Here is a 21,725-nt window from a genome sequence, read left to right on the forward strand (position 1 = left end):
CCGTCCGGCGAGGACATCAGATCTTGCCTCGATCAGCCAGAAGCCCTCGCACTCCTCGTTACTGAGGGCGGCCGGGGCTTCTCTGTATCTACTTCGCGCCTGCCGCCGGGCTGGAACCGCCGTGGGTGCGCCCAGCGAAGCGGCCGGGCGCGGGCCCCGCGAGCGGCGGGCCTCCGGCCCGGCCCTGCTGGGCGGCGCGAGCGGCCGGCGGAGCTGGCCGCCTTGAACCCGTATAGAAACTTCTCACAAGCTAACTGCTGGCTAACAGGGAAACCGAACGCTGCGACCACTCATCCGCCAAGACCGAGTAAAGGAGAGAGTCTCGCCAGGCTCCGTTAGTGAAGACGTGGTGCCGAATACGTCCTTCGTATTGCATGCCCAGCTTGACTGCCACGGCGATGGACGACTCGTTGTCCGGGCCAATAGCGGCCGAGATACGGTGAAGACCGAGCACACGGAACCCAAAGTCTGTAAGTACTTCGGCCGCGTCCGTTGCGTACCCATGCCCCCAGTGTTCCGCTGCGATGGCATAGCCGAGCTTCGCGGCTTTGACCCCGTCGAACCCAAGCCGACAGAACCCCACGAACTCATCGTCCGCTGTCACGGCCAAGTAGTACTCGGTTCGAGGTTCTAACCTGGCTCGTTCCATAGCTCCGCTGATCATGTTCTCGGCCTCAACCCCGCTGCGGCTGTCGAACGAGAGCCATTGCGTGACGCGGTCGTCGCCTACGACGGATAAAGAAGCGGCCGCGTCCTCCATCCGGAATTCCCGGAGCTGGACGACACGGCCGCTGAGTTCTACGGGGTACATGCCCCGATCTTGCCCTACCGCGGCAGGGACCTCAGAGGTGTAGTGGTGAAGTCTTCGATCTGCTCGATCATGTCGGTCGCTTCGGCGGCGAGACCGGCCCGGCTCACGGCCTGGTGGACTCGCTGGACCGAGTGGATGATGCCGTTGATGCGCTGGCTGGGTTCCAGGTCGAGCACCGGGGACACCGCTTCGTACGCTCCCTCAATCTCACCCGCAGCGATCCGCGCAATGGCGAGGTCCGCCTGTGAGCCGGCCTGGTCGCCGAATGCCCACGCCGGATCCCGCCGATCGGCGTAAGCGGCGACCGCCCGTTCGGCGTAGCCGACCGCCTGCTCGTGGCCCGGCAGCCAGGCAAGCGCGTCGGCGGCGTAGTACACGGTCCTCGGCTGGTTGAAGGTACAGGTCCCGCCCAACTCGTCCATCTCGTCGGGCTCGACGTGATGCCACGCCTCCTCCGCTGCCCGGATCGCGGTCATTGCCTTCTCGCTGTTGCCGAGAGCTGCGTACGCGCGGGCGGCACTGACCGGGAGCCAGACAGACGCGGTGCCGCTGCTGCGGGAGGCGAACACTGTTCCCATCTCGGCGTAGCGGACAGACTCTGCGTAGCGTCCGGCCCAGTAGGAGACGAGGGACTGAAGGCCGCGAAGCCAGGCTCGGAGCCCGTTGTGGTCGGCCTGGTCCGCACACAGGATCGCGGTGCGCGCCTGCAACATCGCCGCGTGAGGATCTGCCAGGTCGTGCGAAGCCTTTGCCAGAAGACCGCTCGTCACGCTGGCGAGGAAGTGCAGTTGACGGGCCTGCTGGGGAGTCTGGCGCCGCTCCAGCAGAGTGAACAGGGTGTCCTGCGTTTCGGCGAGATCGCCGAGAATCTCAGGCAACGGTCGCTGCGGGTACGCCAGCGCCAAACGCTGAACGTCATCGCGGAGCTGGTCGACGGCCTCCGGAGTGGTGCTCTCGGAGGTGAGTAGCGCGAAGCGACGGGCTCGGTCGGCTGCCATGACGAGGATGCTCCTTTCGTTGCCGGGAGACGGCAGCACCAATGAGCTGTCATTCGCCGGCGGCGGGGTGACTTCGAGAACCGATTGGTAGGGACGGAGCAAGTCCTCCAGCGACATCCCGAACATCGACTGAAGCGCACGCCGCGTTGCGGGTGTCGCTCCGGTCGATCCCCGCTCACCACGGGCCAGTCGGCCAAGGTGCCGAGCGCTGATCGTTGCGTGCTCGTCCAGGCGGGAGAACTCCACGACCATCTCTTCGTAGGTTCGGTTCCGCTGCTGGATGAGGTGCTCAAGCACGGTCCGGGGTTCGGGGCGCGATCTGGACACGCTGTGTATCCCCTCCCTGTGTCTTCCGGTTCTTTCCTCGACGGTGACTCACGCTGACATGCCTGTTCAACCGATGTCCGTCAGAGGTCCACGAGATGTCCGGCATTGGTCCACACCGGGACCTCGATAGGTCCCTGTCGATCACCGCATTCTTCGATTGTGCCCGCTGCCACTCCCGGCAGCGACCCGATACCGGAGAGGCGGTGGCGTGATGAACGTCCCCGGAATGATTCCCGTCCTGGTCTTCGTCGGGGGGTGCGTGCTGATCGGCCTGGAGATCTGCTTCATCCTGCTGGTCAATCACGGGCGTACCCCACGTAACCGCCGACACCCGAGGCGGCAGACACGCGTTCGCGAGCGCGTGGGTTAGTTAGTCGATCAATGTCGCCAACTGACGTAATCTGGGAGGGATGCCCACGCCTGTAAACGCCGACCAGCTGCCCACCGACTGGTGGACGGCCACCGATTGCGCGGCCTTCCTCGGCATCACGCGGAGCACTTGGGCGGCGTACGTGGCCCGTGAGCAGGCACCGGCTTCCGAACGGATGTTCGGCCGCTCGCCGGTGTGGCGTCCGGCGACCGTCAGAGCGTGGGCTTCCTCCCGGCCTCGCCGTTCCAAGTAGGCACGTCCTCACCTCAGCACACCACTAGCGAATACAGCACTGGAGCTGTATGGTCGCTTTTACAGCACCGGCGCTGTATATCGTCGGATGTTCACCCGGACAGTCACCCATGGTGGGTGCGTCATAGATGCCAAGGAGTCAACAAATGGCCAACCAGCCCCGAATCAGCACTCAGCCGCGTCTGCTGCTGGACACCACGGGCGTCATCTTCGAGATGGCGGACGAGATCATGCCGAAGCTCGATGACAAGGGTGCGCAGAAGATCGACACCCGGGACACGGGTCTGCCGATGTGGACCGCGCCGGTGTTCGGTCGCGGTCGTACGCCGGGCAAGAAGTGGAGCGCGCAGATGAACGTCACGATCGTCAGCGCGGAGCGTCCGAACGTTCAGGACGGCGACCAGGTCCACCCGGTCGACCTGGAGGCGCTGCCGTGGGTGTCGGAGCAGAACGGCAAGACCCGTTCCGGTGTCGCTTTCAAGGCGTCCGGTCTGGAGGTTCTGTCCGGTCCGACGGCTCTCAAGGCGGCCTGACCCCTATCCGTCTGGCTCCTGAAGCCACAACGAGTCACAGGACGCGGGGCCGCCAGAGATTGGCGTCCACGAGCGGCCCCGCACCTGCTCTTTCAGCAACTCCTAGCCCTCCGGAGAGGGAGGAATCGTCATGCAGAAGTGTAGCCGTCGCAGAGTGATCGGCGGCAACGGCAAGGGGCAGTCCGTCACGGTCGTTGAGGCCCCGGTCCTGCAAAGCCAGCGTCGCAAGGCGCTCATCACGTTCTGGGTCACCCTGGCGGTGACCGGTCTGCTCGGCGGCACTGTCGCATCGCACTACATGCACCCGATCCTCGGCATCCTGACCGGGCTCGCTGCGGGCTTCTTCCTGGGCATTCTGCTCGGGTTCCTGGTCCTGGTGTGGCCGATCATCAGGATGGTCTGGTGGTGGCTGCCAGAAATCCTGATCAGCGCGGTACTGGTCTACGGCTGGGTGCTGTTGATGACTTCAACCCCGTTGTGGGTGTCGCTCGTGGTCGTGGTCGCGCTCGCTGCTTCTGCTCTGGCCCGGGTGGTTCGATTCGCAGTGATGTCGGTGTTCTGGTGCCTGGCGGTCCGGCATCGGCTGCGGATGTGCTTCGCCGCGTTCATCGCTAAGAATCGGCAGGGCACGTTGCCGTTCATCCTGCTCGCCCGGCCTACCCCGGCCGGTGAACGGGTGTGGGTCTGGCTCCGGCCCGGTCTCGCGCTGCACGATCTGGAACAGGAAGGTCAGCTGCAACGGCTGGCGGTGGGCTGCTGGGCCAACGAAGTCCGCGTCATCCGCGCGTCGCGCAAGCACGCGGCGTTGATTCGTCTCGACATCACCCGCCGCGACACGCTGGCGGACACGGTGCTGTCGGGCCTGCCGGACTTTGTGCCCGAGGACATGCCGGCCAACGCGCCGACCTCCCCGGCCGTCCCGCCGGTCGGCGTGAACCTGAACGACGTCCCTGTGCGCCCTCGGCGTTCCCCGGACACCAATGAATCCCGGTCGCGTCGCGGACGCCAGCCGGAACCGTCGCCCTCCGACGACTTCGACCCCAACGACTACGCCTGACCCTTCCTGACACGTAGGTGTCAAGAACTTTCCATCACGGTTCCGGCGTGGCCATCGACCGTCGGTCACCAGCGTCACGCCGGACCATCCCTCCGCTATCCGATCGGAGCCACGGCGCTATGTCCTCGCCATTCGCCCGGCCGAATATCCCGGTCGGTCCCTCCATGTCCATATTCGATCCGCTGTTTCTCGGCATCGACGAATTCGGTCACCCGGTCTACCTGCCCCTGATCTACCGGAATCTGCTCATCGGCGGAGAGCCCGGCGCCGGGAAATCGTCGCTGCTCAACACCATCATTGGCACCGCTGCGCTGTGCACTGATGTCCGTCTGTGTCTGCTCGACGGCAAACTCGTCGAACTCGGCCTGTGGAAGGGCTGCGCTGACGTGTTCGTCGGCCCGGACCTTGACTTGGCGATCCTTACCCTGGAACGCCTGCAAACGGTCATGGACAACCGGTACACGTTCCTCGACTCAGTTCGCCGGCAGAAGTTCATCCCGGCCGACGTGTTCGAGGCGATCCTGGTCGCGATCGATGAGATCGCCTGCTTCTCCGCCACCATGGGCGACAAGAAGGACCAGGAACGATTCATGGTCCTGCTCAGGGACCTGGTTGCACGTGGCCGGGCCGTCGGCATCATCGTCATCGCCGCGACTCAGCGGCCTTCTTCGGACATCATCCTGCCGTCGCTGCGGGACCTCTTCGCCTGGCGGTTCGCCGGACGGTGCACCAACGACGTGTCCTCGGACATCGTCCTCGGGCACGGCTGGGCGGCGAAGGGCTACTCGTCCAACACCGTCGATCCCCAGAACCAGGGATGCGGCTTCCTCATCGGTGAAGGCGGGACACCAGGCCTGGTGAAGGCCGCCTACCTCACCAACGAGGACATCATCCGCGTCGCGGACTACGCCGCCTGGGTGCGGCGCACGCGAGCGGCCAAGCCCACCACCGGATTGAGGGCAGTCGCATGAACACCGTCACCGCTCTGATCCCGCGTGTCCGCCGCGACCACCACGGCCGGGCACAGGCGATCCGCTGCACCACCTGCGGTACCTGGCGCAAGCCGCACCGCTTCGCCCGTAACTCCGTCACCTGTCGCCGATGCCCGTTCGGTCCGGTCGGCAGATACCTCGTCGCCTACGCGGCCAAGCACCGCTGACACACGGCTCCACCAGCACCAACCACATAGGAAAAGCCGACGAACCGGTCTCAGCCCTGGAAAGCACGCCCGGCCCGTCGGCCACCACCACCGCCCCCGAAAGGACGTGGCGTCATGCACCGTACCCAAAACCCGACCGGCACCGCAGCCGACACCACCACCGAACTGGTGGTGACTCCGGCTCTCACCCTGCGCGGGGCCGCCGACTACCTCGAACTCCGCGGCTGGGCTCGCGCCCGCTACTACTCCGGAGACGGGGCCTTCCCTTCGGCCTGCGCCCTCGGCGCGATCGGCATGGCCGCTCACGGCTGCCGTACCTCGATCCCGACCACTGCCCTTCTGGAAACCCAGGGCGACTTCCGCCGCGCGGCCGGCTACTTGACCATCTACCTCAACGAGCAGGGCATCGGCTCCTTCCACAGCGAAGGCGACACCGACCTGACCGACATCGTCGGCTGGAACGACAGCGACTGCCAGACGGCCAAGAACGTCATCGCCACCCTCCGGGCGGCGGCCGACGAATACGACTGGGAGCACGCGTCCGAGGACGACCTCGAAACCTATGCCGAGAACGAACTCGACAACGACCGGATCCCCGCCCGTGAAGGCTTCCTCGCTTGGCTGGCGGCCCACCGATGAAGGCCGCGACCCGTTCCCGCTGGCACCGTCGTTGTCGCCGCTACCTGATCACCGCCGCGCCCGCCGACCTGGGCTACGGCTACTCCCGCGAAACCGAGCCGATCACTGCTGAGCCGGTGCCGGTCCCTGCGCGCATCGAGCTGTTCTTCTTCACGGGCCGCGCCACGCGGAGGGCCGTCGCATGACTCTCCCGAAGTGCGACCACCAGACAGTGCCGCCGCGCACCTGCCTGGACATCGGCGATGTCGCCGACTTGCTCGACCGGGCCGCCGCCTACCTCGTCCAGAACGGGTGGACCCCGGCTGCCCTATACGACACCCATAGCGGGTGCAGGGCCAACTGCTGGGTGCATCGCACCCACCGCTACTCCGCCTCGGCCCTGGGCGCTATCCGCGCCGCCATGTTCGGCCGGGCCGTGTTCTACCTGGACCACACCAGCGATGAAGCGCTGCACGTCTACACCGCCGCCGTCGAGTGGTTCAACTCCTACCTGCTCACCGTCGGCCATGCCCGACGGCACGCCTCCCTCTTCGACTGGGAGACCGCCCCGAACCGCACCCGGGTGCACGTAATCGGCGCGCTTCAGTACGCCGCCTCTGCCTACCGCCTTCACTCGCGGAGGACTGCCGCATGACCACCTCCACCACGAAGCCCGACCTGACACCTACGTGTCAACCGTTCACCTCTGCCGGACTGCTGTCCGCTCTCGAATCCGCCTGGACCGCCATCCGGACCCGGCACCCCGAGGTTCCGGAAGTCGTTCTGATCGTCGGCTCTGGCTCGCCGGCCAAACCCAACGCCTCGCTCAAGTACGGGCACTTCGCCTCCCTGCGCTGGCAGCACGGCGACCGCCAGCTGCCCGAGGTGCTGATCTCCGGTGAGGGCCTTAAGCGGTCCCCCGCCGAAATCCTCGTCACCCTGCTGCATGAGGCCACCCACGGTCTCGCCGACGTGCGCGGTGTGCAGGACACCTCCCGTCAGGGCCGTTGGCACAACAAGAAGTTCGCCACCCTCGCCGCCGAACTCGGCCTCAAGGCGGAAAAGGACGACCGGCTCGGCTACTCCCCCTGCACCCTCACCGACCAGGCCGCCGCCGACTACGGCGACGTCATCACCGGTCTGGCCGAGCAGCTGGGCATCTACCGGCACCCGGAGACCTTCGGTCCCGGCAAGGAGCGCACGAACAACAACAACGGCGTCTCCTGCGAATGCGAGTGCCCCCGCAAGATCCGCCTGTCGGTGACGGCCTTCGAGGAAGGCCCGATCGTCTGCGGCGTCTGCGAGGCCGCGTTCCTGCCCGAGGACATCGACCGGGACACCTACACCTTCCCGACGTTCGGCCAGCCGTGCACCCACGGCGACGACCAGGCCGACGACGTCCCGGCCGCCCCTGAAGACCCGGAGGACTCGATGCGCTTCTACGACCCCACCGGTGAGCGGCACGGCGGCACGCCGACCTACCCGTTCCGGATGGCACCCACCGACCTGGCTACCCGCCGCCAGCTGCGGGAGCAGGGCCTTCGCCCAGGCGGTCAGGAGATCGCCGCCCAGATCCTGTGGCGTCGCGGGGACCGCGTCGCCTACCTGTACCGCATCGATCAGGCCAAGCCCAAGCGAGAGGCCACTCCGGCTCAGCGTGCGGCAATCAGCAAGGCCCTGGCAGCGCGTCGGACCTGCCCCAAGTGCGGTGACATAAAGGACTACTACATCTCCACCCGCAACGAGATGTGCGGCGACTGCCTCACCGGCGGTGCCGCATGACTCAGCCGACTCCTCCCACCGAACAACAGCCGTGCCCGTGCGGCGACCACTACTGCGCGGACCTGATGCCGAAGGGCCAGGACCGTTCCGACTGCTGCCAGTACTGCGGCTACTACGACTGCGACGTCTGCCGCTGGACCGACCCGAACCGCCCCACCAGCCGGTGGTGGACCCGATGAGTCTGTTCAACCAACAGCGTGTTCGAGTCGAACTCAACTCACTGGGCTTCTTCGCTCCCGAGCAGCCGTGGGAGGCGTTCTGCCCGTGCTGCGTGCTCGTCCTCGGCGCCTTCGCCACCTGGCCCGAGGCCACAGCGCGGGCACTGGAACACCTGCGGCGTGATCACTGCCGGTTCTGCATCGAGCGCAACATGCCCGCCGGCCGTGATCCCGTGCTGGGCGAACTCTTCGAGCGCTGCCCGGTCTGCACCGACGAGTGCCCCGGCTGTGACGGCATCGCCGTCCATCCGATCGCTTACGCCACCTTCGCCGACCTGGTCGACGACCTGGCATCGATCAACCTCACACCCATTTTCTGCGAAGACTGCCACGGCGTCGTGGCGGTCCTCCCTCTCGATCCGGAGGTCTACGCGTGACCACCATCGCTCTCACGACTGCTCTCACGTTCGCCGTCATGGCGGTCACCCTGCACGCCGCTCACCAGGTCGGCGACCACATCATCCAGACCGACGACAACGCCGCCGGAAAGGTCGGTCCCGGCCGTAGCGGCTGGCAGCACGTGCTGATGCACGTCACCACCTACCACCTCACCGCCTCGGTCATGATCACCATCACCATCTTGTTCCTGGACCTGCCAGTCACCGGGCTTGGTCTGGCCACCGGACTCGGATTTTCCTTCATCACTCACGCGGTCATCGACCGCCGCTGGCTCGTGCGCTGGCTCCTCGACAACACCGGCTCCGCCGCCTTCGCCGATCGGCAGACCCCGATCTGCGGCATGTACCTCGCCGACCAATCCCTTCACTACTGCTGCCTCTGGGTCGCCTCCCTGCTCATCGCCTGTCTCTGACGAAAGGACGTCATCTCATGAACGCCAACCCCACTCGCCACCGGTACTTCATCTCCTTCACCAGCGAGGGCCGTCGCGGCCGTGAATTCCGCAACGCCGAGATCGTGGTCAAGGACCTGATCTCCAACATCGACCAGATCCGGGACCTGTCTGACCAGCTGGCCAGTCAGGGTTACCAGAACCCCGTCATCCTCTCCTTCTCCCTGTTCGCCGAACCGGCTCAGCGGCCCACGCCGTCGCGGGCCTACTCATGACCACCGCCGCGTCTGTAACGGACGCACCCGCACCCACCACACCGCCTAAGCGGATCTCCGTCGACGGTGTGCAGTTCCTCATCCTGATCGTCATCGTCCTGCTCGTTGGCGGCATGGCCGGAGCAGCCTCGTTCACCCACGTCAAGGAATGGACTCTCGACAACAGCCCGACCGGAACCGACGAATGGTTCGGCTGGGCAAACGCGGTCATCTCGGAGCTGATCCCGACCGCAGCCATCATCGAGATCGGCCGTCGCCGTCGCCGTGACCCGCGTGCGGATGTCCGGTACCCGATGGTCCTGTTGTTCGGCGCGGTGCTGTTCTCCCTCACCGCGCAGCTCGCCGTCGCCAAGCCCGGCGTCTCCGGCTGGGTGGTCTCCGCCCTGCCCGCGCTGGCCTTCCTCGGCCTGTCCAAGCTCGTCTTCTCCGCCACCAGCAAACGGCCCACCAACCCGGTCGCGGCTGAAAAGCCGGCCACCTCACCCGCCACGTCATCTGACACCACGCGCGTAGAGGTCCGCCCGGCCGCCGCATCCACGACCAGGGCCACCGCCCCCGCCAAGAAAGCAGCACCGGCGAAGAAGACACCCGCGAAAAGGACCCCGGCCAAGAAGACCACCGCACCGGCAGCAGCGGCACCCGCCCCTGCCCCGGAGACAACCGCGCCCACCGCCCCGGCACCGGCTGCACCGGAACCCCGGTACCCGGACGCGCTGCTGAACAACGCCCGGACCATCGCCGCCTCGCACCGCGAGACCAACGGCAACGACATCAACGCCGGCCAACTCGCCGTCCGGCTGCGCGTCTCCAGCGCCATCGCCCGCGACCTGCTCGCCAAGCTCGAATCCCACCCGACCCTGCCGGAGAACACCCGGCCCCACAACGGCACCCCGATCGGGGCCGCCCGATGAGCAGCTCGACGCTGCCTCTCACACCCACCACCACTTCCCTGGTGGTGGGTGCGGGGGAGAACGCCGAGACCTACTGGCCCTGGGCAACCCCCAAGGCCGGCCCCATCCGCGAGCACCCGGACGCCCGGCTCGGGTTCGACCCTGCCGAAGTCGCGTCAGCCCGCCGCCGTGTCCGTTCCGGTGAGTTCCCCGAGTGGCTCGACCACATCAGCGCGGTCGCCTCCTGCACCCGCCCGATCCGGCTGTCCGGGCAGATCGAAGTCAAGAACCGCGACGGCTCCCTGATGCACGTCATCGACACCGCATCCATGCCCGATGGCGTCATCTACACACCGTGCGGCAACCGCCGCGCTTCCGTCTGCCCGTCCTGCGCCGAGGTCTACCGCCGCGACACCTTCCAGATCCTCCGTGCCGGGCTGGAAGGCAACCGCTACGGCCTGCCCCCACTCGACCAGCACATCGCAATCTTCCTCACCGCCACCGCACCCTCGTTCGGGCCGGTCCACCACCGCGTCGTCAAGACCCATGCCGCCGACTGCAAGAGCCGGGAACGCTGCACCTGCCGGGCCTCCGTCTGTCGACCATTCGGCAACACCTGCCCGCACGGCGCGGAGATCCGCTGCACGCTGCGGCACAAGACCACCGATCCCGCTGTCGGCACCCCGTTCTGCCTCGACTGCTACGACCACGCCGGGCACGTCGTATGGAACCAGCAGGCCACCGAGCTGTGGCGCCGCACCGTTCAGGAAGCCGACCGGGAACTCGAACGCCTCGGCAAGCGCCTCGGTGTCGACCTGCGCCGCCGCTACGTCAAGGTCTACGAATTCCAGGCACGCGGCGTGATCCACTACCACGCCATCTTCCGCCTGGACGGCTACCACCCGGACTGCCCCTCGGCGATCGTCCCGGCCGACCGCATCGTCACCCGCGCCATGTTCGCCAGCGTGCTGGAGACCGCATTCCGCAAAACCTCCTTCGTCACCGCTGCCCACCCGGCCAACGGCGGCAAGGGCTGGCGGATCGCCTGGGGTAGCAAGGGCCTGGACCTCAAGGACATCAACGCGCCCGGCGGCGACGACAACATGGTCAAGCTCACCGGCTACCTCGCCAAATACGTCACCAAGAGCACCGAGGCCACCGGGCAGGTGTTCCGCCGCATCGACGAGATGACCATCGAGTTGTTCGCCCGCCCGGACACCCACCTGGGCCGACTCATCCAGGCCTGCTGGGACCTCGGCGAGGCTGAGGGCTGGCAACGGCTGCGCCGCTACGCCCACCAGTACGGCCACGGCGGGCACATCACCACCAAGAGCCGGGGTTTCTCGGTCACCTACACCTACAAACGGCTGGAGCGCACGATCTGGCGGCGCACCCAGGGCTACCCGCACCTGTGGGACGACCAGGAAGCCGACCTCGTGGTCTGCCGACTCGGCTACGAGGCCACCGGCTGGATCACCACCGGAGACGCTCTGCTCGCCAACTCCGCCGCCGACGCCGCCCGCCGCCGGGACCACGCCCTGGACCTGGCCGACCTCGACCAGGCCCCATCCGCCACCGCCCACCCTCGCGCCGCCTGACACGTACGTGTCAAAACCGTTCCTTGAAAACTCCACAGCGTGAACCCACAAACCCGAAAGGACACCACCATGCCCAACGTCGCCCGGCCCCTGCTGGCCATCCGGCTCATCGGCCCGACCGACACCGTTCAGGTTCAACAGCGCTACCTGACCGCCTATCTCGACAAACTGTTCGGCGGTCAGGCGACGGTTCGCAGCAGTACCCATTCCGCACGTCGTACCGGAGAGATCCGGGTGTACGTGACCGTCACCCGCAAGGAGACCCATGGCAGCACCGAAAACGACGGAACCACTCTGGGAGATAGACCAGGTCGCTGACTATCTCCGCATCCCGAAGGAAACGCTCTACACCTGGCGCAAACGCCACTACGGCCCACCCGCCAGCCGCGTCGGCCGGTACCTGCGGTACGACCCCGAGGAAGTCCGGCAGTGGTTCCGAGACCAGCAGCAGGCGGTCTGATGGGACACATCGAGGACCGCTGGTTCAATACCGTCACCCGGCCCGACGGCAGCACCCACCAAGTCAAGACCCGGCTGTACGGAACCGGCATGCGCTACCGGGTCCGATACGAGGACCCCAACACCGGCCGCGAGCGTAAGAAGTCCTTCCCGGACCGGGCCAAAAAAGCCGCTCAGGATTACCTGATTTCGGTTGAGTCGGACAAGCGTAGGGGCGTCTACATCGATCCGGCCGCCGGCCAGATCCTGTTTCGGGACTACGCCGAGACGTGGCTACGGACACGGCGTATCGACGCGTCCACCCGCGAAAGCATGGAGATCCGGGTCCGGCGGCATCTCTACCCGTTCTTCGGGCATCGGCAGCTCTCAGCTATCCGGCCCGGCCATATCCGTGAATGGGACGCTCAGCTGGTCGGCGTCATCGGCTCGGCGACCCGTGCGGTCACCTTCGCTCATCTCCGCTCGATTTTCAGTGCGGCCGTCGATGATGAGCGCATCGCCAAGAATCCGTGTTCGGCGAAATCAGTGGACCGGCCACGTCCGGACGAACGCAAAGTCGTTCCCTGGACACTGGAGCAGGTTCGGGCCGTACGGGCGGCCATTCCGGCGCGATATCAGCCCATGGTCGATCTCGGGAGCGGCTGCGGGCTCCGCCAAGGGGAGATTTTCGGTCTCGCGGCTGAGGACATCGATTTCGCAGGCGGCTGGATTCACGTCCGACGGCAGGTCAAACGGGTGCGTTCCCGGCTCGTATTCGGCCTGCTGAAGAACAACAAGGACAGACGTGTTCCGCTGGCGGACGCGATCGCGGAAGTCCTCGCACAGCACATCGCCGATGTACCGCCGATGGCGGTGACCCTGCCGTGGGAAGACCCGGACAACGACCGGCGCGAATCCGCCGTGCTGCTGTTCACCACCACCCACAAGAACGCAATCAACCGCAGCGACTTCAACCCGAACTTCTGGCACCCTGCCGTGGCGGCGGCCGGGATGGAGCGCAGCCGGGACAACGGGATGCATGCGCTGCGTCACTTCTACGCCTCGGCGCTCCTGGATGCCGGGGAGACCGTCAAAGCGCTCGCGGCGTACCTCGGCCACGCCGACCCGGGGTTCACGCTCCGGACCTACACCCACCTGATGCCGGCCAGCGAGGAACGCACCCGCGCGGCGATCGACAAACTGTTCGGCACCCGGAGAGAGCCGCACACGCCCTGGAGACGCCCTACACGGGCCTGGCGGCACAGAATCCGCAGGTCAACCCCAGTTCGGGGCACATAGTCCGGCGTACAGGCCGACTCGTCCGCCGCCCTCAAGGTCACGACCGCCGGGGCGGCGTCGAACTCTCCTTATATATGGGTGTTACTGGGTGACGTCGGTCAACATTGGCGCGATCTCCCAGAGGGTCATCCCGAACCACATCTCGACCTCACCGTCGGTGAGCGAGCGGAGTTCCCCTTATCCCGGGAGCCTGCCCGTCCGGCCACGACCGAGTTTTCTCACCGCAAGGCTCGGCTTCCAGAGGACTGGCAGTGATACGCCGAAGGCCCAGTTCGGGACCAAACGGAGGATTCGGAAGCCTAGTCAATCCGTATCTTGAGCGCATGACCAGTGACATCGCCGTACGCCTGCGAATCGCAGTGTGTGCCGCGGTATTGCTCGCTTCAACGGTAGGCACCTTCCAGTACTTCCTGGGGCCCGACTGGGAGCTGAGCGGAGAGTTGCAGTTGGTAGAGGAACACCAGGCCGCAGTGCCAAGTAGCTCCCCCACCCCCTTCCCTGAAGCTCCTTCCGGCTTCGTCTACGACATCGAAGTGACCGTGGTCGACACACCAGATGAAGCCGCCACCCTCACAAGGTGAAGTCCTGGACGTCCTCCCTCCGAGGCGATCCAGGGCTTTTGCATCTCTACGCGCCCGCCGCAGGGCTAAATCGGCGCTGAGGCGGAGGCGCTCATGCGGGCGGGGCAGCTGGGTTCGTCTCGTCGAGGATCCACCGCAAATACGCCGGATTGCCCTCGGTGATCGGCAGAGCTATGACGCAGGGAACCTCGAAAGGGTGCTCGCGGTTCGTACGACTGATGATTTCCGGCACGAGGGCACGCCGGGTGTGAAGGGCCACGCGGGCTTCCGCCTCGTCGTGCACCACTCCTTGCCACCGGTAGACGGTTCGGATGGGCGTCATGTTGTGCCCGCACGCACAGAGCCGGTCTTCCACCAGGGAGCGTGTGAATTGCGCCAGCCACTCGGCATCCGGCGCCGTAATGATCACTTCACAGACTTTCTCGGTCATCGCTGACGTGCTCCTCACATGGCCGGCGGGGCGACTTCCTCATTGAGAAGCTGTACCCCGTCGTGAATGCGGACGGCCACGTCGGTGGAGTCGAGTGCGTCCAGGACTCGGATGGCGAAGGTTTCGCTCATGCGGGCGGCGACTTCGTCAGGTGTCCACCAGTCGACGGCGACGCTCTCCTCGGTCGGCCCCGGCCGGCCGCTCACGAGGCGGGCTCGGAAGACCAGTGCGACGACGCCGAGCCGGACGTTCTTGTAGACGCCGGTGAGGCGATCCGGTTCGGCCACGACGCCGGTTTCCTCCTCTACTTCGCGGCGCGTTCCGGCATGGACGGATTCGTCGAGTTCGAGGATGCCGCCGGGGATCTCCCACTTGCCGGTGTCGCGGCGTTGCACGACGAGAACCCGTCCTGAATCGTCGGTGATGACGGCCGCAACGCTGACCGAGTGGCGTGGGCGTTCAGGGTGGCTCATCAGTTGATCCCTTCGAAAGGAGCGAGAAGGTCCAGCAGGCCGCCCCCATCAGAACAAGTCGACTGTACGACCGCTGCCGAAGCACCGTGGGTCAGCGAAGGACACGGCCCGGACGGTGCAGGGGAAATTGGCGGCGGCGATCCAGTGATGACACCGCCGTGAGCGCCTCCGACCGGAACCAGCTCGCCGATGTGGACGAGGCGATCGGCGACCCGCAAAACCTCCGGACGCACCGACCTGCAGCCCGCTGCGTACAACAGCCCGCGGCTGAACAGTCGGCAGCCAACAACCCGGACATCTACTCCCCGGTATGGCGAAATGAACGAATCCTTGTCGGCCTCCGCGTGGACCCCACCAGAATCACCCATGCGCGGATGCGCGAGTTGATCGAGCTTGCCTGGCGAAACCGGGCACCCAAGCGACTGGTCACCGAGTACGACCGGCGGCTCACCGGCAACTCCGCCGCCCACCCGGCAGCAGACTGATTGAGCCGGCCAATCCGGCGGCCGCGCACCGAAACCTGAAACAACCGTCAAGCAACCATGGGGACGGAAACGTCAAACATCAGCCGGGATGGGACACCAGCGTTCACCACCTGCCCTTTGCAGTGATCTGCGACAGGCGGGCGCGGATCGCGACAGTTCAGTCCGGAAAGGCGTAGCGGACCGCTAAGGCTTCCGCGGCCGCCTCCGCACCCGTGCCGCCACCTCCCTCTATCACCGCGGACACCTCGACCCGCTCAAGTTCGAAGAGCCTGCATGTTGCGCTCGCGGGCGGCCACCGGTGCAGAGGCACTGATTATGATCATGATCGATTCCTATGTCCCGATTCTTCCGCGGTGACCGCGGACGCACTCTACGCTTGCAGCGAGTGTCCGGTTGCCCGGTGAATTGAGTTCCGGAAGATCGATCAGACACTTCTCGAATCGAATTGCCGGCGCTCTTGGCGTCGAGCCTCATCCGCCCGAGGCGGAGCATTCGGTGCGCGACCCGTTCTGGGTGATCCGTTCCTGGGAAACAAATCAGAGGTGTGCAGAGCCCTCTCCGACCGAGGTGGGCGAGCTCATCGGCCCTACCGGAAAAACTCGGACTCACTGTAGCGAAATTCGCTAAATGCCATCAGGGCTGGAAAGAACTGAACTCAGGAGGTTCCCGCAATGCGCCCAATCAATGTCTGGATGACCGCAATACCGCTCGTGCTCGTCGCCGCGCCCGCCCAAGCGGCCACGGGTGCTGCGGGACACGACGCCTCGGCCGATATGGGGTGTAAACGGCCGTCTTGGACGGTAGTGATGAAGTCCGGTGGATTCCTCAACGACGACGTCCCCATCCACACCGGCCCCAGTACTGACTGCCACACGACCGCTTGGGGGGAGGCCACCGACTCGGTGCTTTATCACTGCTACGTCATAGATGAGGATGGCAACTCCTGGACGCACCTGGAAGCCTCCGACGACACCCAAGTCGTGCGCGGCTGGTCCCAGGACTCCGAACTGGAAGATGGGGGCAGCAACCACAAGTGCTGACAAGCCGTACCGCCCGGACTGATCGGCGCCGGACGGGTGACCGTCCGGCGCTGCGAAATGAACGAGTCGATCCCAGAGAGGGGTGCCGCAGCCGCACGCCTTCACTTCGCCCGTTGCACCTCAGCCAACTCCCGGACAGCCCGCTTCTTCCGGCAGAAAGAACCCCGGCAGAAAGGGATCAGGGGACGTGAGGTGCGGCGCGGGTCCAACGGATGCGCGGCGAGCTGGTCAGGTGGCTCGGTGGGCTCCGACGACGTCGTCGTATTCGGCTCGGCCCTCGCGTAGGAAGCGGTCCAGCTCGGCCTGTTCCAGGGCTTCCCTGTCGGCCTTGGCCTTGGCTCGTTCGGCGGCTCGGGTGGCCCGGGCCCGGGCCGCCTCCTCCGCGGCGCGGGCTGCCGCCTCGGCCGCCTCCTGTTTCGCCCGCCGGGTGGCGGCGGCCTTGGCGGCGCGGGCCTTGGCGACGTCGGGGTCGAGTTTGCGGTTGGGGCGGACCTCGGTGATGACGGCGACTTCGCGGGCCTCGATGGCGGCGAAGTCGGGGCGGATCTTGGCGGCTACCCATTCGACTCCGGCGACCAGGCCTACGACCAGGGCGAAGATGATGCGGAGGCCGAGTGGGCCGGGTGCTGCGAAGTTGACCGCGGCCGAGATGGTCACGACGACGGCGAGGATCTTCATGGCTGCCCGTTTGGCGTCGGCGGCCATGCCGGCGGTGTGCGCGATGGTCAGCATGGACAGCATGGCCAGGTCGAAGACGGCCGGTACGATCCAGGCGAACATGCCGGCGCCGAGCGTTGCCAGGTAGTGAGCCTGGTGCAGGTAACTGGCGGCGAGCGCGCCGATGAGGATCAGACTGTTGGCGCGTTTGATCGTCCGGATGGCCCTGAGCATGCCGGGCACCGCGCCTTTGGCGTATTCGGTAGCGAACTGCTGCGTCAGGGTCGTCTGGGTGGGCAACGCTGAGCTCCTGGCGAGAAGGCGGTCGGGCGGTGCAGAACCCGACGCTACCGAACTAAAGGCTCTAGTCGGACTAATACCGAAATTCGTCTCGCGTACGCCCTTACCGTCGCGTGGCCCGGCGATGTGACTTTCGCCAGCGAGAATGGCCGCGGACACGGTGAACGGGGGTCTCGCGTGAGGGTGCTGGAGCGGACCGTGGCCGCGGTCGCCGGGACCGGCTGGGGCTGGACCACGGGCGAGCTGGAAGGGCTGGCCGCGGTTGCGGGCTGGATCTATCGGCCCCCACTGGAAGGCACCGTGAGCTGCACGTTCGACGCCGCACCGGGGCGGGCGGGGGCGTTCCTGTTCCGGGACGAGGTGACCGCCGTCTACCTGATTCTGAGCGAACGGGACGGCATGGCCGTGCTGGACCGGCGCGACGAGTTCGTGGCCGCGATCGATCAGGTGGCGGAGCGGCTCGGGCCGCCGGCGAGCCGCTGCCCGGGCCCGGATCCGAGCGTGGGATGGCGGGTGGCCGCCGGCGTGCTGGAGATCGTCGACCGGCCGGGTGCGCTGGACCTGTGGCTACGCCCGGCCCCGCGGCGGGCACCCCAGCCGGCCGCCACACATGACAAAGGCGCACCTGACAAGGCCACGCCCGACAAGGCCACCCCCGACAACGCAGGGCACGACAGGGCAGGGCACGACAGGGCAGGGCACGACAGGGCAGGGCACGACAGGGCAGGGCACGACAGGGCCGCGCGGGACGAAGCCGCGCGGGTGGAGCACCTGGCGACGGCCGCCGCGGTCCTGCCCGTCGGCGGCGTGCTGCGGGTGTTCACCGGCACGGAGACGGTTGTCGAGCTGCGCCAGGTGGAGGATTGCCTGACCGTGTACGCCGGCGGCCGGACGGAGATCCTCCCGTGGCCGGCCACCGGTTGGGCGTACCGGAAGATGGTGGTTGGTATTACGGCGGGCCGGTGATGAGCAGCCCGCCGCAACCGGAGATGGTCAGGTCGACGAGACGTTGTCGACCGGGGTGGTGCGCTGCCGCTCGATGCGCGGGTCGCCCTCGTCGGCGAGATAGTCCGCCGGCTCGGTGCCGTCCACGCCCTCGGGTGTCTTGGCCGCCCGCAGCGCCAGCGTCACGATGGCCGCGACCAGCGCGTTGACCAGCACCGCGACGAAGCCCACGTAGATGGTCCGCGGGGTGTCGAAGCCGAACTCGGACAGCGGGAACGCCGATCCGCCGAAGTGCTTGCGGCCGGTGGCTGCGTTCGGGATCTGCCAGAGCATCCAGAAGCCGATCGACATGCCGGCCGCCCAGCCGGCGATGAGCGCGCCCCGGTGCAGCCATCGGGTGTAGAGACCGATCACCACGGCCGGCGCGGTCTGCAGGATGATCACGCCGCCGATCAGCTGCAGGTCGATGGAGAACTGCGGGTCGAGGAAGACGATGCAGGCCACCGCGCCGACCTTCACCACCAGCGAGGTGATCTTGGCTACGTTGGCCTCCTGGGCATGGGTGGCGTCCTTGCGCAGGTACTCCTTGTAGATGTTGCGGGTGAACAGGTTCGCCGCGGCGATCGACATGATTGCGGCCGGGACCAGAGCGCCGATGCCGATGGCCGCGAACGCGATGCCGGCGAACCAGGACGGGAACTGCTGGTCGAAGAGCACCGGAACGACCGTGTTGCTGTCCACGGTGCCGGGGTTGGTGCCGGGCAGCGGCTTCACACCGGCGGCGATGGCCATGTAGCCGAGCAGCGCGATCAGGCCGAGCAGGAGGCTGTACGCCGGCAGCGCGCTCATGTTGCGCTTGATGACGTCACGGTTCTTGCTGGCCAGGACCCCGGTGATGCTGTGCGGGTAGAGGAACAGCGCAAGCGCCGACCCGAGGGCCAGGGTGAAGTATTGGACCTGGTTGTTGGCGTTGAGGATGATCCCGTCGTTGGGTGCCGGGGACGCCTGGAACTTCGCGTCCGCCGCGTCGAAGATGGCACCCCATCCGCCGAGCTTGTAGGGAAGCCAGAGCACCGCCACGATGATCACGATGTAGATCAGGGTGTCCTTGACGAACGCGATCAGCGCGGGCGCGCGCAGCCCGGACTGGTAGGTGTAGGCGGCCAGGATCGCGAACGCGATGATGATCGGCAGGTGCCGGGCCAGGACGCTCTCGCCGGTGACGCCCATCGTCTTGAGGACCGCTTCGATACCGATCAACTGCAGGGCGATGTACGGCATGGTCGCCACGATTCCGGTGATCGCGACGACGAGCGCGAGGGTCGGTGAGTCGAACCGGGTGCGCACGAAGTCGGCCGGCGTGACGAAGCCGTGCCGGTGCGACACCGACCAGAGCCGGATCAGGATGAGGAAGAACAGCGGGTAGATGACGACCGTGTAGGGCACGGCGAAGAACCCGGCGGCACCGGCGCCGAAGACCAGGGCGGGCACGGCCACGAAGGTGTACGCCGTGTACAGGTCCCCGCCGACGAGGAACCAGGTGACCCAGCCCCCGAAGCTGCGGCCGCCGAGTCCCCACTCGTCGAGGTGGGCCATGTCCTTCGGCGCCCGCCAGCGCGCCGCCACGAAGCCCATGCCGCTGACCAGCAGGAACAGGGCCGTGAAGATGACGATCTCGGTGACGTGCTCGCTCATGACCGGCCCCGGTTCCGCTTGGTCATCTGGTAGACGAGCGTCGTGGTGCCGACGCCGAGCAGGATGAAGGCGAACTGCAGCCAGTAGAAGAGCGGGAAGCCGGCGATCCGCGGCTCCTCGTGGTTGTACAGGAAGGTCAGCAGCGGCACCACGATCGGCACCAGGAGCAACCAGTTCCAGGGACTTTTATCGGTACGGGGAGTTTCCGGCCCAGCCATGAGTCTCCTCAGTCGACGTTGCGTGTGGTCCACGTCACGCTAACGAGAATCTGGCCGTACAGGCGATCCCTGATGCGCCGAACGGGCGGGACGGTGCGCCGAAAAGCACCGCCCCGCCGCTGTCTCAGCTCAGTCCGGCCGCGATCGCCTTGGTGAGCGACGCCTTCTCGTCGTCGCCGTCGAGCGACCACATCATGGCGCCGCCCAGACCCTTGGCCCGGATGTAGAGCGCCTTCTGGAAGACGACACCCGGGTCGTCGTACGTCCAGAAGGTCTTGCCGTCGAACAGCCAGGCGTGACCGTTACGCAGGTCACGGTGGACGGTGAAGCCCTGCGCCGGCAGCTTCTTGAGGGTCTTGTAGTCCTCGGTGCCGGCCGCGAAGAGACCCGGCGCCGGGCCGGTGGCCGGCTGGAAGAGACCGTTGTTCGCGCTGCTGGCGATGCCGGTCCAGCCCTGCCCGTAGTAGGGCACGCCCAGGATCAGCTTCCTCTTGGGTGCACCGCCGGCGAGCCAGTGGTTGACCGTGTTCTCCACCGAGAAGTCCGGGTTGTCCGGCGCTCCGGCCGGCACGCGCAGCGCCGACTGCTGGTTGGCACGCGGCTCCCAGGTGCCGTGGAAGTCGTAGCCCTGCACGGTGGCGAAGTCCAGGTACTTGAAGATCTTCTTGACCTCGAAACCGACGTCGATCTTCGCGGGCGCGGCCGGCACGAACGCCGTGAGCAGGTACTTCTTCTTCGTCGTACGGCTCAGCCTGTCGAGCTGGCTGCGGAACTCGGCGAGCAGCAGGGTGAAGTTCTGCTTGTCCTCGGGCCGGATGATGTTGCCGTCGTTGCCGGACGACGCCGGCCACTCCCAGTCGAGGTCGATGCCGTCGAGGATACCGGCGGCGACGCCCTCGGGCAGACCGGTCAGGTTGCCCTTGATCCACAGGTCGATGCACGACGAGACGAGCTTCTTACGCGACGCGTCGGTGAGAACCGCGTCCGAGAAGTACGCCGAACCGCTCCAGCCGCCGAGTGAGATCAGCGCCTTGAGCTTGGGGTTCTTCTTCTTGAGCTCGGCGATCTGGTTCAGGTTGCCGGAGATGGGCTGCCCGGCCACGTCGGCGACACCGTCCACACTGTTCTCCGCGGAGAACGGCGTCTGCCAGTCGGCCCACGGGTCGGCGGAGGCGCAGACGCCGTCCGCGGTGACCGGTCCGAACGCGTAGTTCAGGTGGGTCAGCTTGGCCGCGCCGCCGGAGTTCTGCACGTCGGCGAGCTGGAAGTCACGGCCGTAGATACCCCACTGGGTGAAGTAGGCGACCTTGGTGTATTTGTCGTTGCCGTGCGCCTGTGCGGGAGCGGATACGACCACCGTTGCGCACGAGGCGGCCGCCGCCACGGCGACGAGGCGGCGGGTGAAACCGCGCATGAGCCCTCCAGGGCTAAACGTTGAAGAAAGTTTCCTAATTGAGGAAGCTAAACGTCGAGCCCTGCGAGGGTC

Annotated in this window: 30 protein-coding genes; 22 read left to right on the forward strand and 8 right to left on the reverse strand. The window is 66.6% G+C overall.

Going from position 1 to position 21,725, the window contains the following annotated elements:
* Window positions 1-250 precede the first annotated feature (250 nt).
* The gene (locus AB0G04_RS24305; RefSeq protein WP_360986883.1) at window positions 251-811 is read right to left on the reverse strand and encodes a GNAT family protein; all 561 of its coding nucleotides are present in this window, start codon (window positions 809-811) and stop codon (window positions 251-253) included.
* Window positions 812-825: 14 nt separating this feature from the next.
* Window positions 826-2,106 carry a hypothetical protein gene (locus AB0G04_RS24310; protein ID WP_360986885.1) on the reverse strand — a complete coding sequence of 427 codons (1,281 nt, stop codon included), beginning with the start codon at window positions 2,104-2,106 and terminating at the stop codon, window positions 826-828.
* Between the two features lie 440 nt (window positions 2,107-2,546).
* Between AB0G04_RS24310 and AB0G04_RS24315 the strand changes: the two genes are divergently transcribed.
* From AB0G04_RS24315 to AB0G04_RS24405, 19 genes are all read left to right on the forward strand, one after another.
* The gene (locus AB0G04_RS24315) at window positions 2,547-2,759 is read left to right on the forward strand and encodes a hypothetical protein (RefSeq protein WP_360986888.1); all 213 of its coding nucleotides are present in this window, start codon (window positions 2,547-2,549) and stop codon (window positions 2,757-2,759) included.
* A gap of 145 nt (window positions 2,760-2,904) precedes the next feature.
* On the forward strand, window positions 2,905-3,291 hold the full coding sequence (locus tag AB0G04_RS24320; protein ID WP_360986891.1) for a hypothetical protein: 387 nt from the start codon (window positions 2,905-2,907) through the stop codon (window positions 3,289-3,291).
* Between the two features lie 154 nt (window positions 3,292-3,445).
* Window positions 3,446-4,348, forward strand: coding sequence for a hypothetical protein (locus AB0G04_RS24325; protein ID WP_360986894.1), 903 nt, complete (start codon window positions 3,446-3,448; stop codon window positions 4,346-4,348).
* Window positions 4,349-4,467: 119 nt separating this feature from the next.
* On the forward strand, window positions 4,468-5,319 hold the full coding sequence (locus AB0G04_RS24330; protein WP_360987246.1) for an FtsK/SpoIIIE domain-containing protein: 852 nt from the start codon (window positions 4,468-4,470) through the stop codon (window positions 5,317-5,319).
* Window positions 5,316-5,507, forward strand: a complete 192-nt coding sequence (locus tag AB0G04_RS24335) for a hypothetical protein (protein WP_360986897.1) — start codon at window positions 5,316-5,318, stop codon at window positions 5,505-5,507. The genes AB0G04_RS24330 and AB0G04_RS24335 overlap by 4 nt, the downstream gene beginning before the upstream one ends.
* Window positions 5,508-5,621: 114 nt before the next feature.
* Entirely contained in the window at window positions 5,622-6,146 is a 525-nt protein-coding gene (locus AB0G04_RS24340; RefSeq protein ID WP_360986900.1) for a hypothetical protein, read from the forward strand.
* Complete coding sequence (locus AB0G04_RS24345; protein WP_360986903.1) at window positions 6,143-6,331, forward strand: hypothetical protein; 189 nt, start codon at window positions 6,143-6,145, stop codon at window positions 6,329-6,331. Before AB0G04_RS24340 ends, AB0G04_RS24345 begins: the two co-directional genes overlap by 4 nt.
* Window positions 6,328-6,780 carry a hypothetical protein gene (locus tag AB0G04_RS24350; protein WP_360986906.1) on the forward strand — a complete coding sequence of 151 codons (453 nt, stop codon included), beginning with the start codon at window positions 6,328-6,330 and terminating at the stop codon, window positions 6,778-6,780. The genes AB0G04_RS24345 and AB0G04_RS24350 overlap by 4 nt, the downstream gene beginning before the upstream one ends.
* A 776-nt stretch (window positions 6,781-7,556) precedes the next feature.
* Window positions 7,557-7,907, forward strand: coding sequence for an RRQRL motif-containing zinc-binding protein (locus tag AB0G04_RS24355; protein ID WP_360987248.1), 351 nt, complete (start codon window positions 7,557-7,559; stop codon window positions 7,905-7,907).
* Window positions 7,904-8,086 (forward strand): hypothetical protein, encoded by a 183-nt coding sequence (locus AB0G04_RS24360; RefSeq protein WP_360986909.1) that lies wholly within the window; start codon window positions 7,904-7,906, stop codon window positions 8,084-8,086. Before AB0G04_RS24355 ends, AB0G04_RS24360 begins: the two co-directional genes overlap by 4 nt.
* Window positions 8,083-8,502 carry a hypothetical protein gene (locus AB0G04_RS24365; RefSeq protein ID WP_360986912.1) on the forward strand — a complete coding sequence of 140 codons (420 nt, stop codon included), beginning with the start codon at window positions 8,083-8,085 and terminating at the stop codon, window positions 8,500-8,502. Before AB0G04_RS24360 ends, AB0G04_RS24365 begins: the two co-directional genes overlap by 4 nt.
* Complete coding sequence (locus AB0G04_RS24370; RefSeq protein ID WP_360986914.1) at window positions 8,499-8,936, forward strand: DUF3307 domain-containing protein; 438 nt, start codon at window positions 8,499-8,501, stop codon at window positions 8,934-8,936. Before AB0G04_RS24365 ends, AB0G04_RS24370 begins: the two co-directional genes overlap by 4 nt.
* Window positions 8,937-8,953: 17 nt before the next feature.
* Complete coding sequence (locus AB0G04_RS24375) at window positions 8,954-9,190, forward strand: hypothetical protein (protein WP_360986917.1); 237 nt, start codon at window positions 8,954-8,956, stop codon at window positions 9,188-9,190.
* Between the two features lie 68 nt (window positions 9,191-9,258).
* Window positions 9,259-10,101, forward strand: a complete 843-nt coding sequence (locus AB0G04_RS24380; RefSeq protein WP_360986920.1) for a hypothetical protein — start codon at window positions 9,259-9,261, stop codon at window positions 10,099-10,101.
* Entirely contained in the window at window positions 10,098-11,678 is a 1,581-nt protein-coding gene (locus AB0G04_RS24385; RefSeq protein ID WP_360986923.1) for a replication initiator, read from the forward strand. The genes AB0G04_RS24380 and AB0G04_RS24385 overlap by 4 nt, the downstream gene beginning before the upstream one ends.
* 69 nt (window positions 11,679-11,747) lie before the next feature.
* Entirely contained in the window at window positions 11,748-11,996 is a 249-nt protein-coding gene (locus AB0G04_RS24390; RefSeq protein ID WP_360986926.1) for a hypothetical protein, read from the forward strand.
* The gene (locus tag AB0G04_RS24395; protein WP_360986929.1) at window positions 11,944-12,138 is read left to right on the forward strand and encodes a helix-turn-helix domain-containing protein; all 195 of its coding nucleotides are present in this window, start codon (window positions 11,944-11,946) and stop codon (window positions 12,136-12,138) included. The genes AB0G04_RS24390 and AB0G04_RS24395 overlap by 53 nt, the downstream gene beginning before the upstream one ends.
* Window positions 12,138-13,415: a site-specific integrase gene (locus AB0G04_RS24400; RefSeq protein WP_360986932.1), complete on the forward strand. Its 1,278-nt coding sequence runs from the start codon at window positions 12,138-12,140 to the stop codon at window positions 13,413-13,415. Before AB0G04_RS24395 ends, AB0G04_RS24400 begins: the two co-directional genes overlap by 1 nt.
* A gap of 323 nt (window positions 13,416-13,738) precedes the next feature.
* Window positions 13,739-13,996, forward strand: a complete 258-nt coding sequence (locus AB0G04_RS24405; protein ID WP_360986935.1) for a hypothetical protein — start codon at window positions 13,739-13,741, stop codon at window positions 13,994-13,996.
* Between the two features lie 91 nt (window positions 13,997-14,087).
* Here AB0G04_RS24405 and cutA read toward each other — a convergent pair whose 3' ends face one another.
* Both cutA and AB0G04_RS24415 read right to left on the reverse strand, forming a co-directional pair.
* The gene (gene cutA / locus AB0G04_RS24410) at window positions 14,088-14,426 is read right to left on the reverse strand and encodes a divalent-cation tolerance protein CutA (protein WP_360986938.1); all 339 of its coding nucleotides are present in this window, start codon (window positions 14,424-14,426) and stop codon (window positions 14,088-14,090) included.
* Window positions 14,427-14,440: 14 nt separating this feature from the next.
* Entirely contained in the window at window positions 14,441-14,899 is a 459-nt protein-coding gene (locus AB0G04_RS24415) for an NUDIX domain-containing protein (RefSeq protein WP_360986941.1), read from the reverse strand.
* Window positions 14,900-15,057: 158 nt separating this feature from the next.
* Here AB0G04_RS24415 and AB0G04_RS24420 point away from each other — a divergent pair, with 158 nt between their 5' ends.
* Together AB0G04_RS24420 and AB0G04_RS24425 are read left to right on the forward strand one after the other, a co-directional pair.
* Window positions 15,058-15,384, forward strand: coding sequence for a hypothetical protein (locus AB0G04_RS24420; protein WP_360986944.1), 327 nt, complete (start codon window positions 15,058-15,060; stop codon window positions 15,382-15,384).
* Window positions 15,385-16,055: 671 nt separating this feature from the next.
* Window positions 16,056-16,424: a hypothetical protein gene (locus AB0G04_RS24425; RefSeq protein ID WP_360986947.1), complete on the forward strand. Its 369-nt coding sequence runs from the start codon at window positions 16,056-16,058 to the stop codon at window positions 16,422-16,424.
* A gap of 228 nt (window positions 16,425-16,652) precedes the next feature.
* Here AB0G04_RS24425 and AB0G04_RS24430 read toward each other — a convergent pair whose 3' ends face one another.
* On the reverse strand, window positions 16,653-17,381 hold the full coding sequence (locus AB0G04_RS24430; RefSeq protein WP_360986950.1) for a DUF2637 domain-containing protein: 729 nt from the start codon (window positions 17,379-17,381) through the stop codon (window positions 16,653-16,655).
* 177 nt (window positions 17,382-17,558) lie between these two features.
* Between AB0G04_RS24430 and AB0G04_RS24435 the strand changes: the two genes are divergently transcribed.
* Entirely contained in the window at window positions 17,559-18,347 is a 789-nt protein-coding gene (locus AB0G04_RS24435; RefSeq protein ID WP_360986953.1) for a DUF6301 family protein, read from the forward strand.
* A gap of 27 nt (window positions 18,348-18,374) precedes the next feature.
* On the opposite strand, the gene mctP is transcribed toward AB0G04_RS24435, so the two are convergent.
* From mctP to AB0G04_RS24450, 3 genes are all read right to left on the reverse strand, one after another.
* On the reverse strand, window positions 18,375-20,021 hold the full coding sequence (mctP, locus tag AB0G04_RS24440) for a monocarboxylate uptake permease MctP (protein ID WP_360986956.1): 1,647 nt from the start codon (window positions 20,019-20,021) through the stop codon (window positions 18,375-18,377).
* Complete coding sequence (locus AB0G04_RS24445; protein ID WP_360986959.1) at window positions 20,018-20,239, reverse strand: DUF3311 domain-containing protein; 222 nt, start codon at window positions 20,237-20,239, stop codon at window positions 20,018-20,020. The genes mctP and AB0G04_RS24445 overlap by 4 nt, the downstream gene beginning before the upstream one ends.
* Window positions 20,240-20,363: 124 nt before the next feature.
* Window positions 20,364-21,653, reverse strand: coding sequence for a glycoside hydrolase family 18 protein (locus tag AB0G04_RS24450; protein ID WP_360986962.1), 1,290 nt, complete (start codon window positions 21,651-21,653; stop codon window positions 20,364-20,366).
* Window positions 21,654-21,725 lie beyond the last annotated feature (72 nt).

The sequence above is a fragment of the Actinoplanes sp. NPDC023801 genome (assembly GCF_040639655.1).
GTDB lineage: Bacteria > Actinomycetota > Actinomycetes > Mycobacteriales > Micromonosporaceae > Actinoplanes.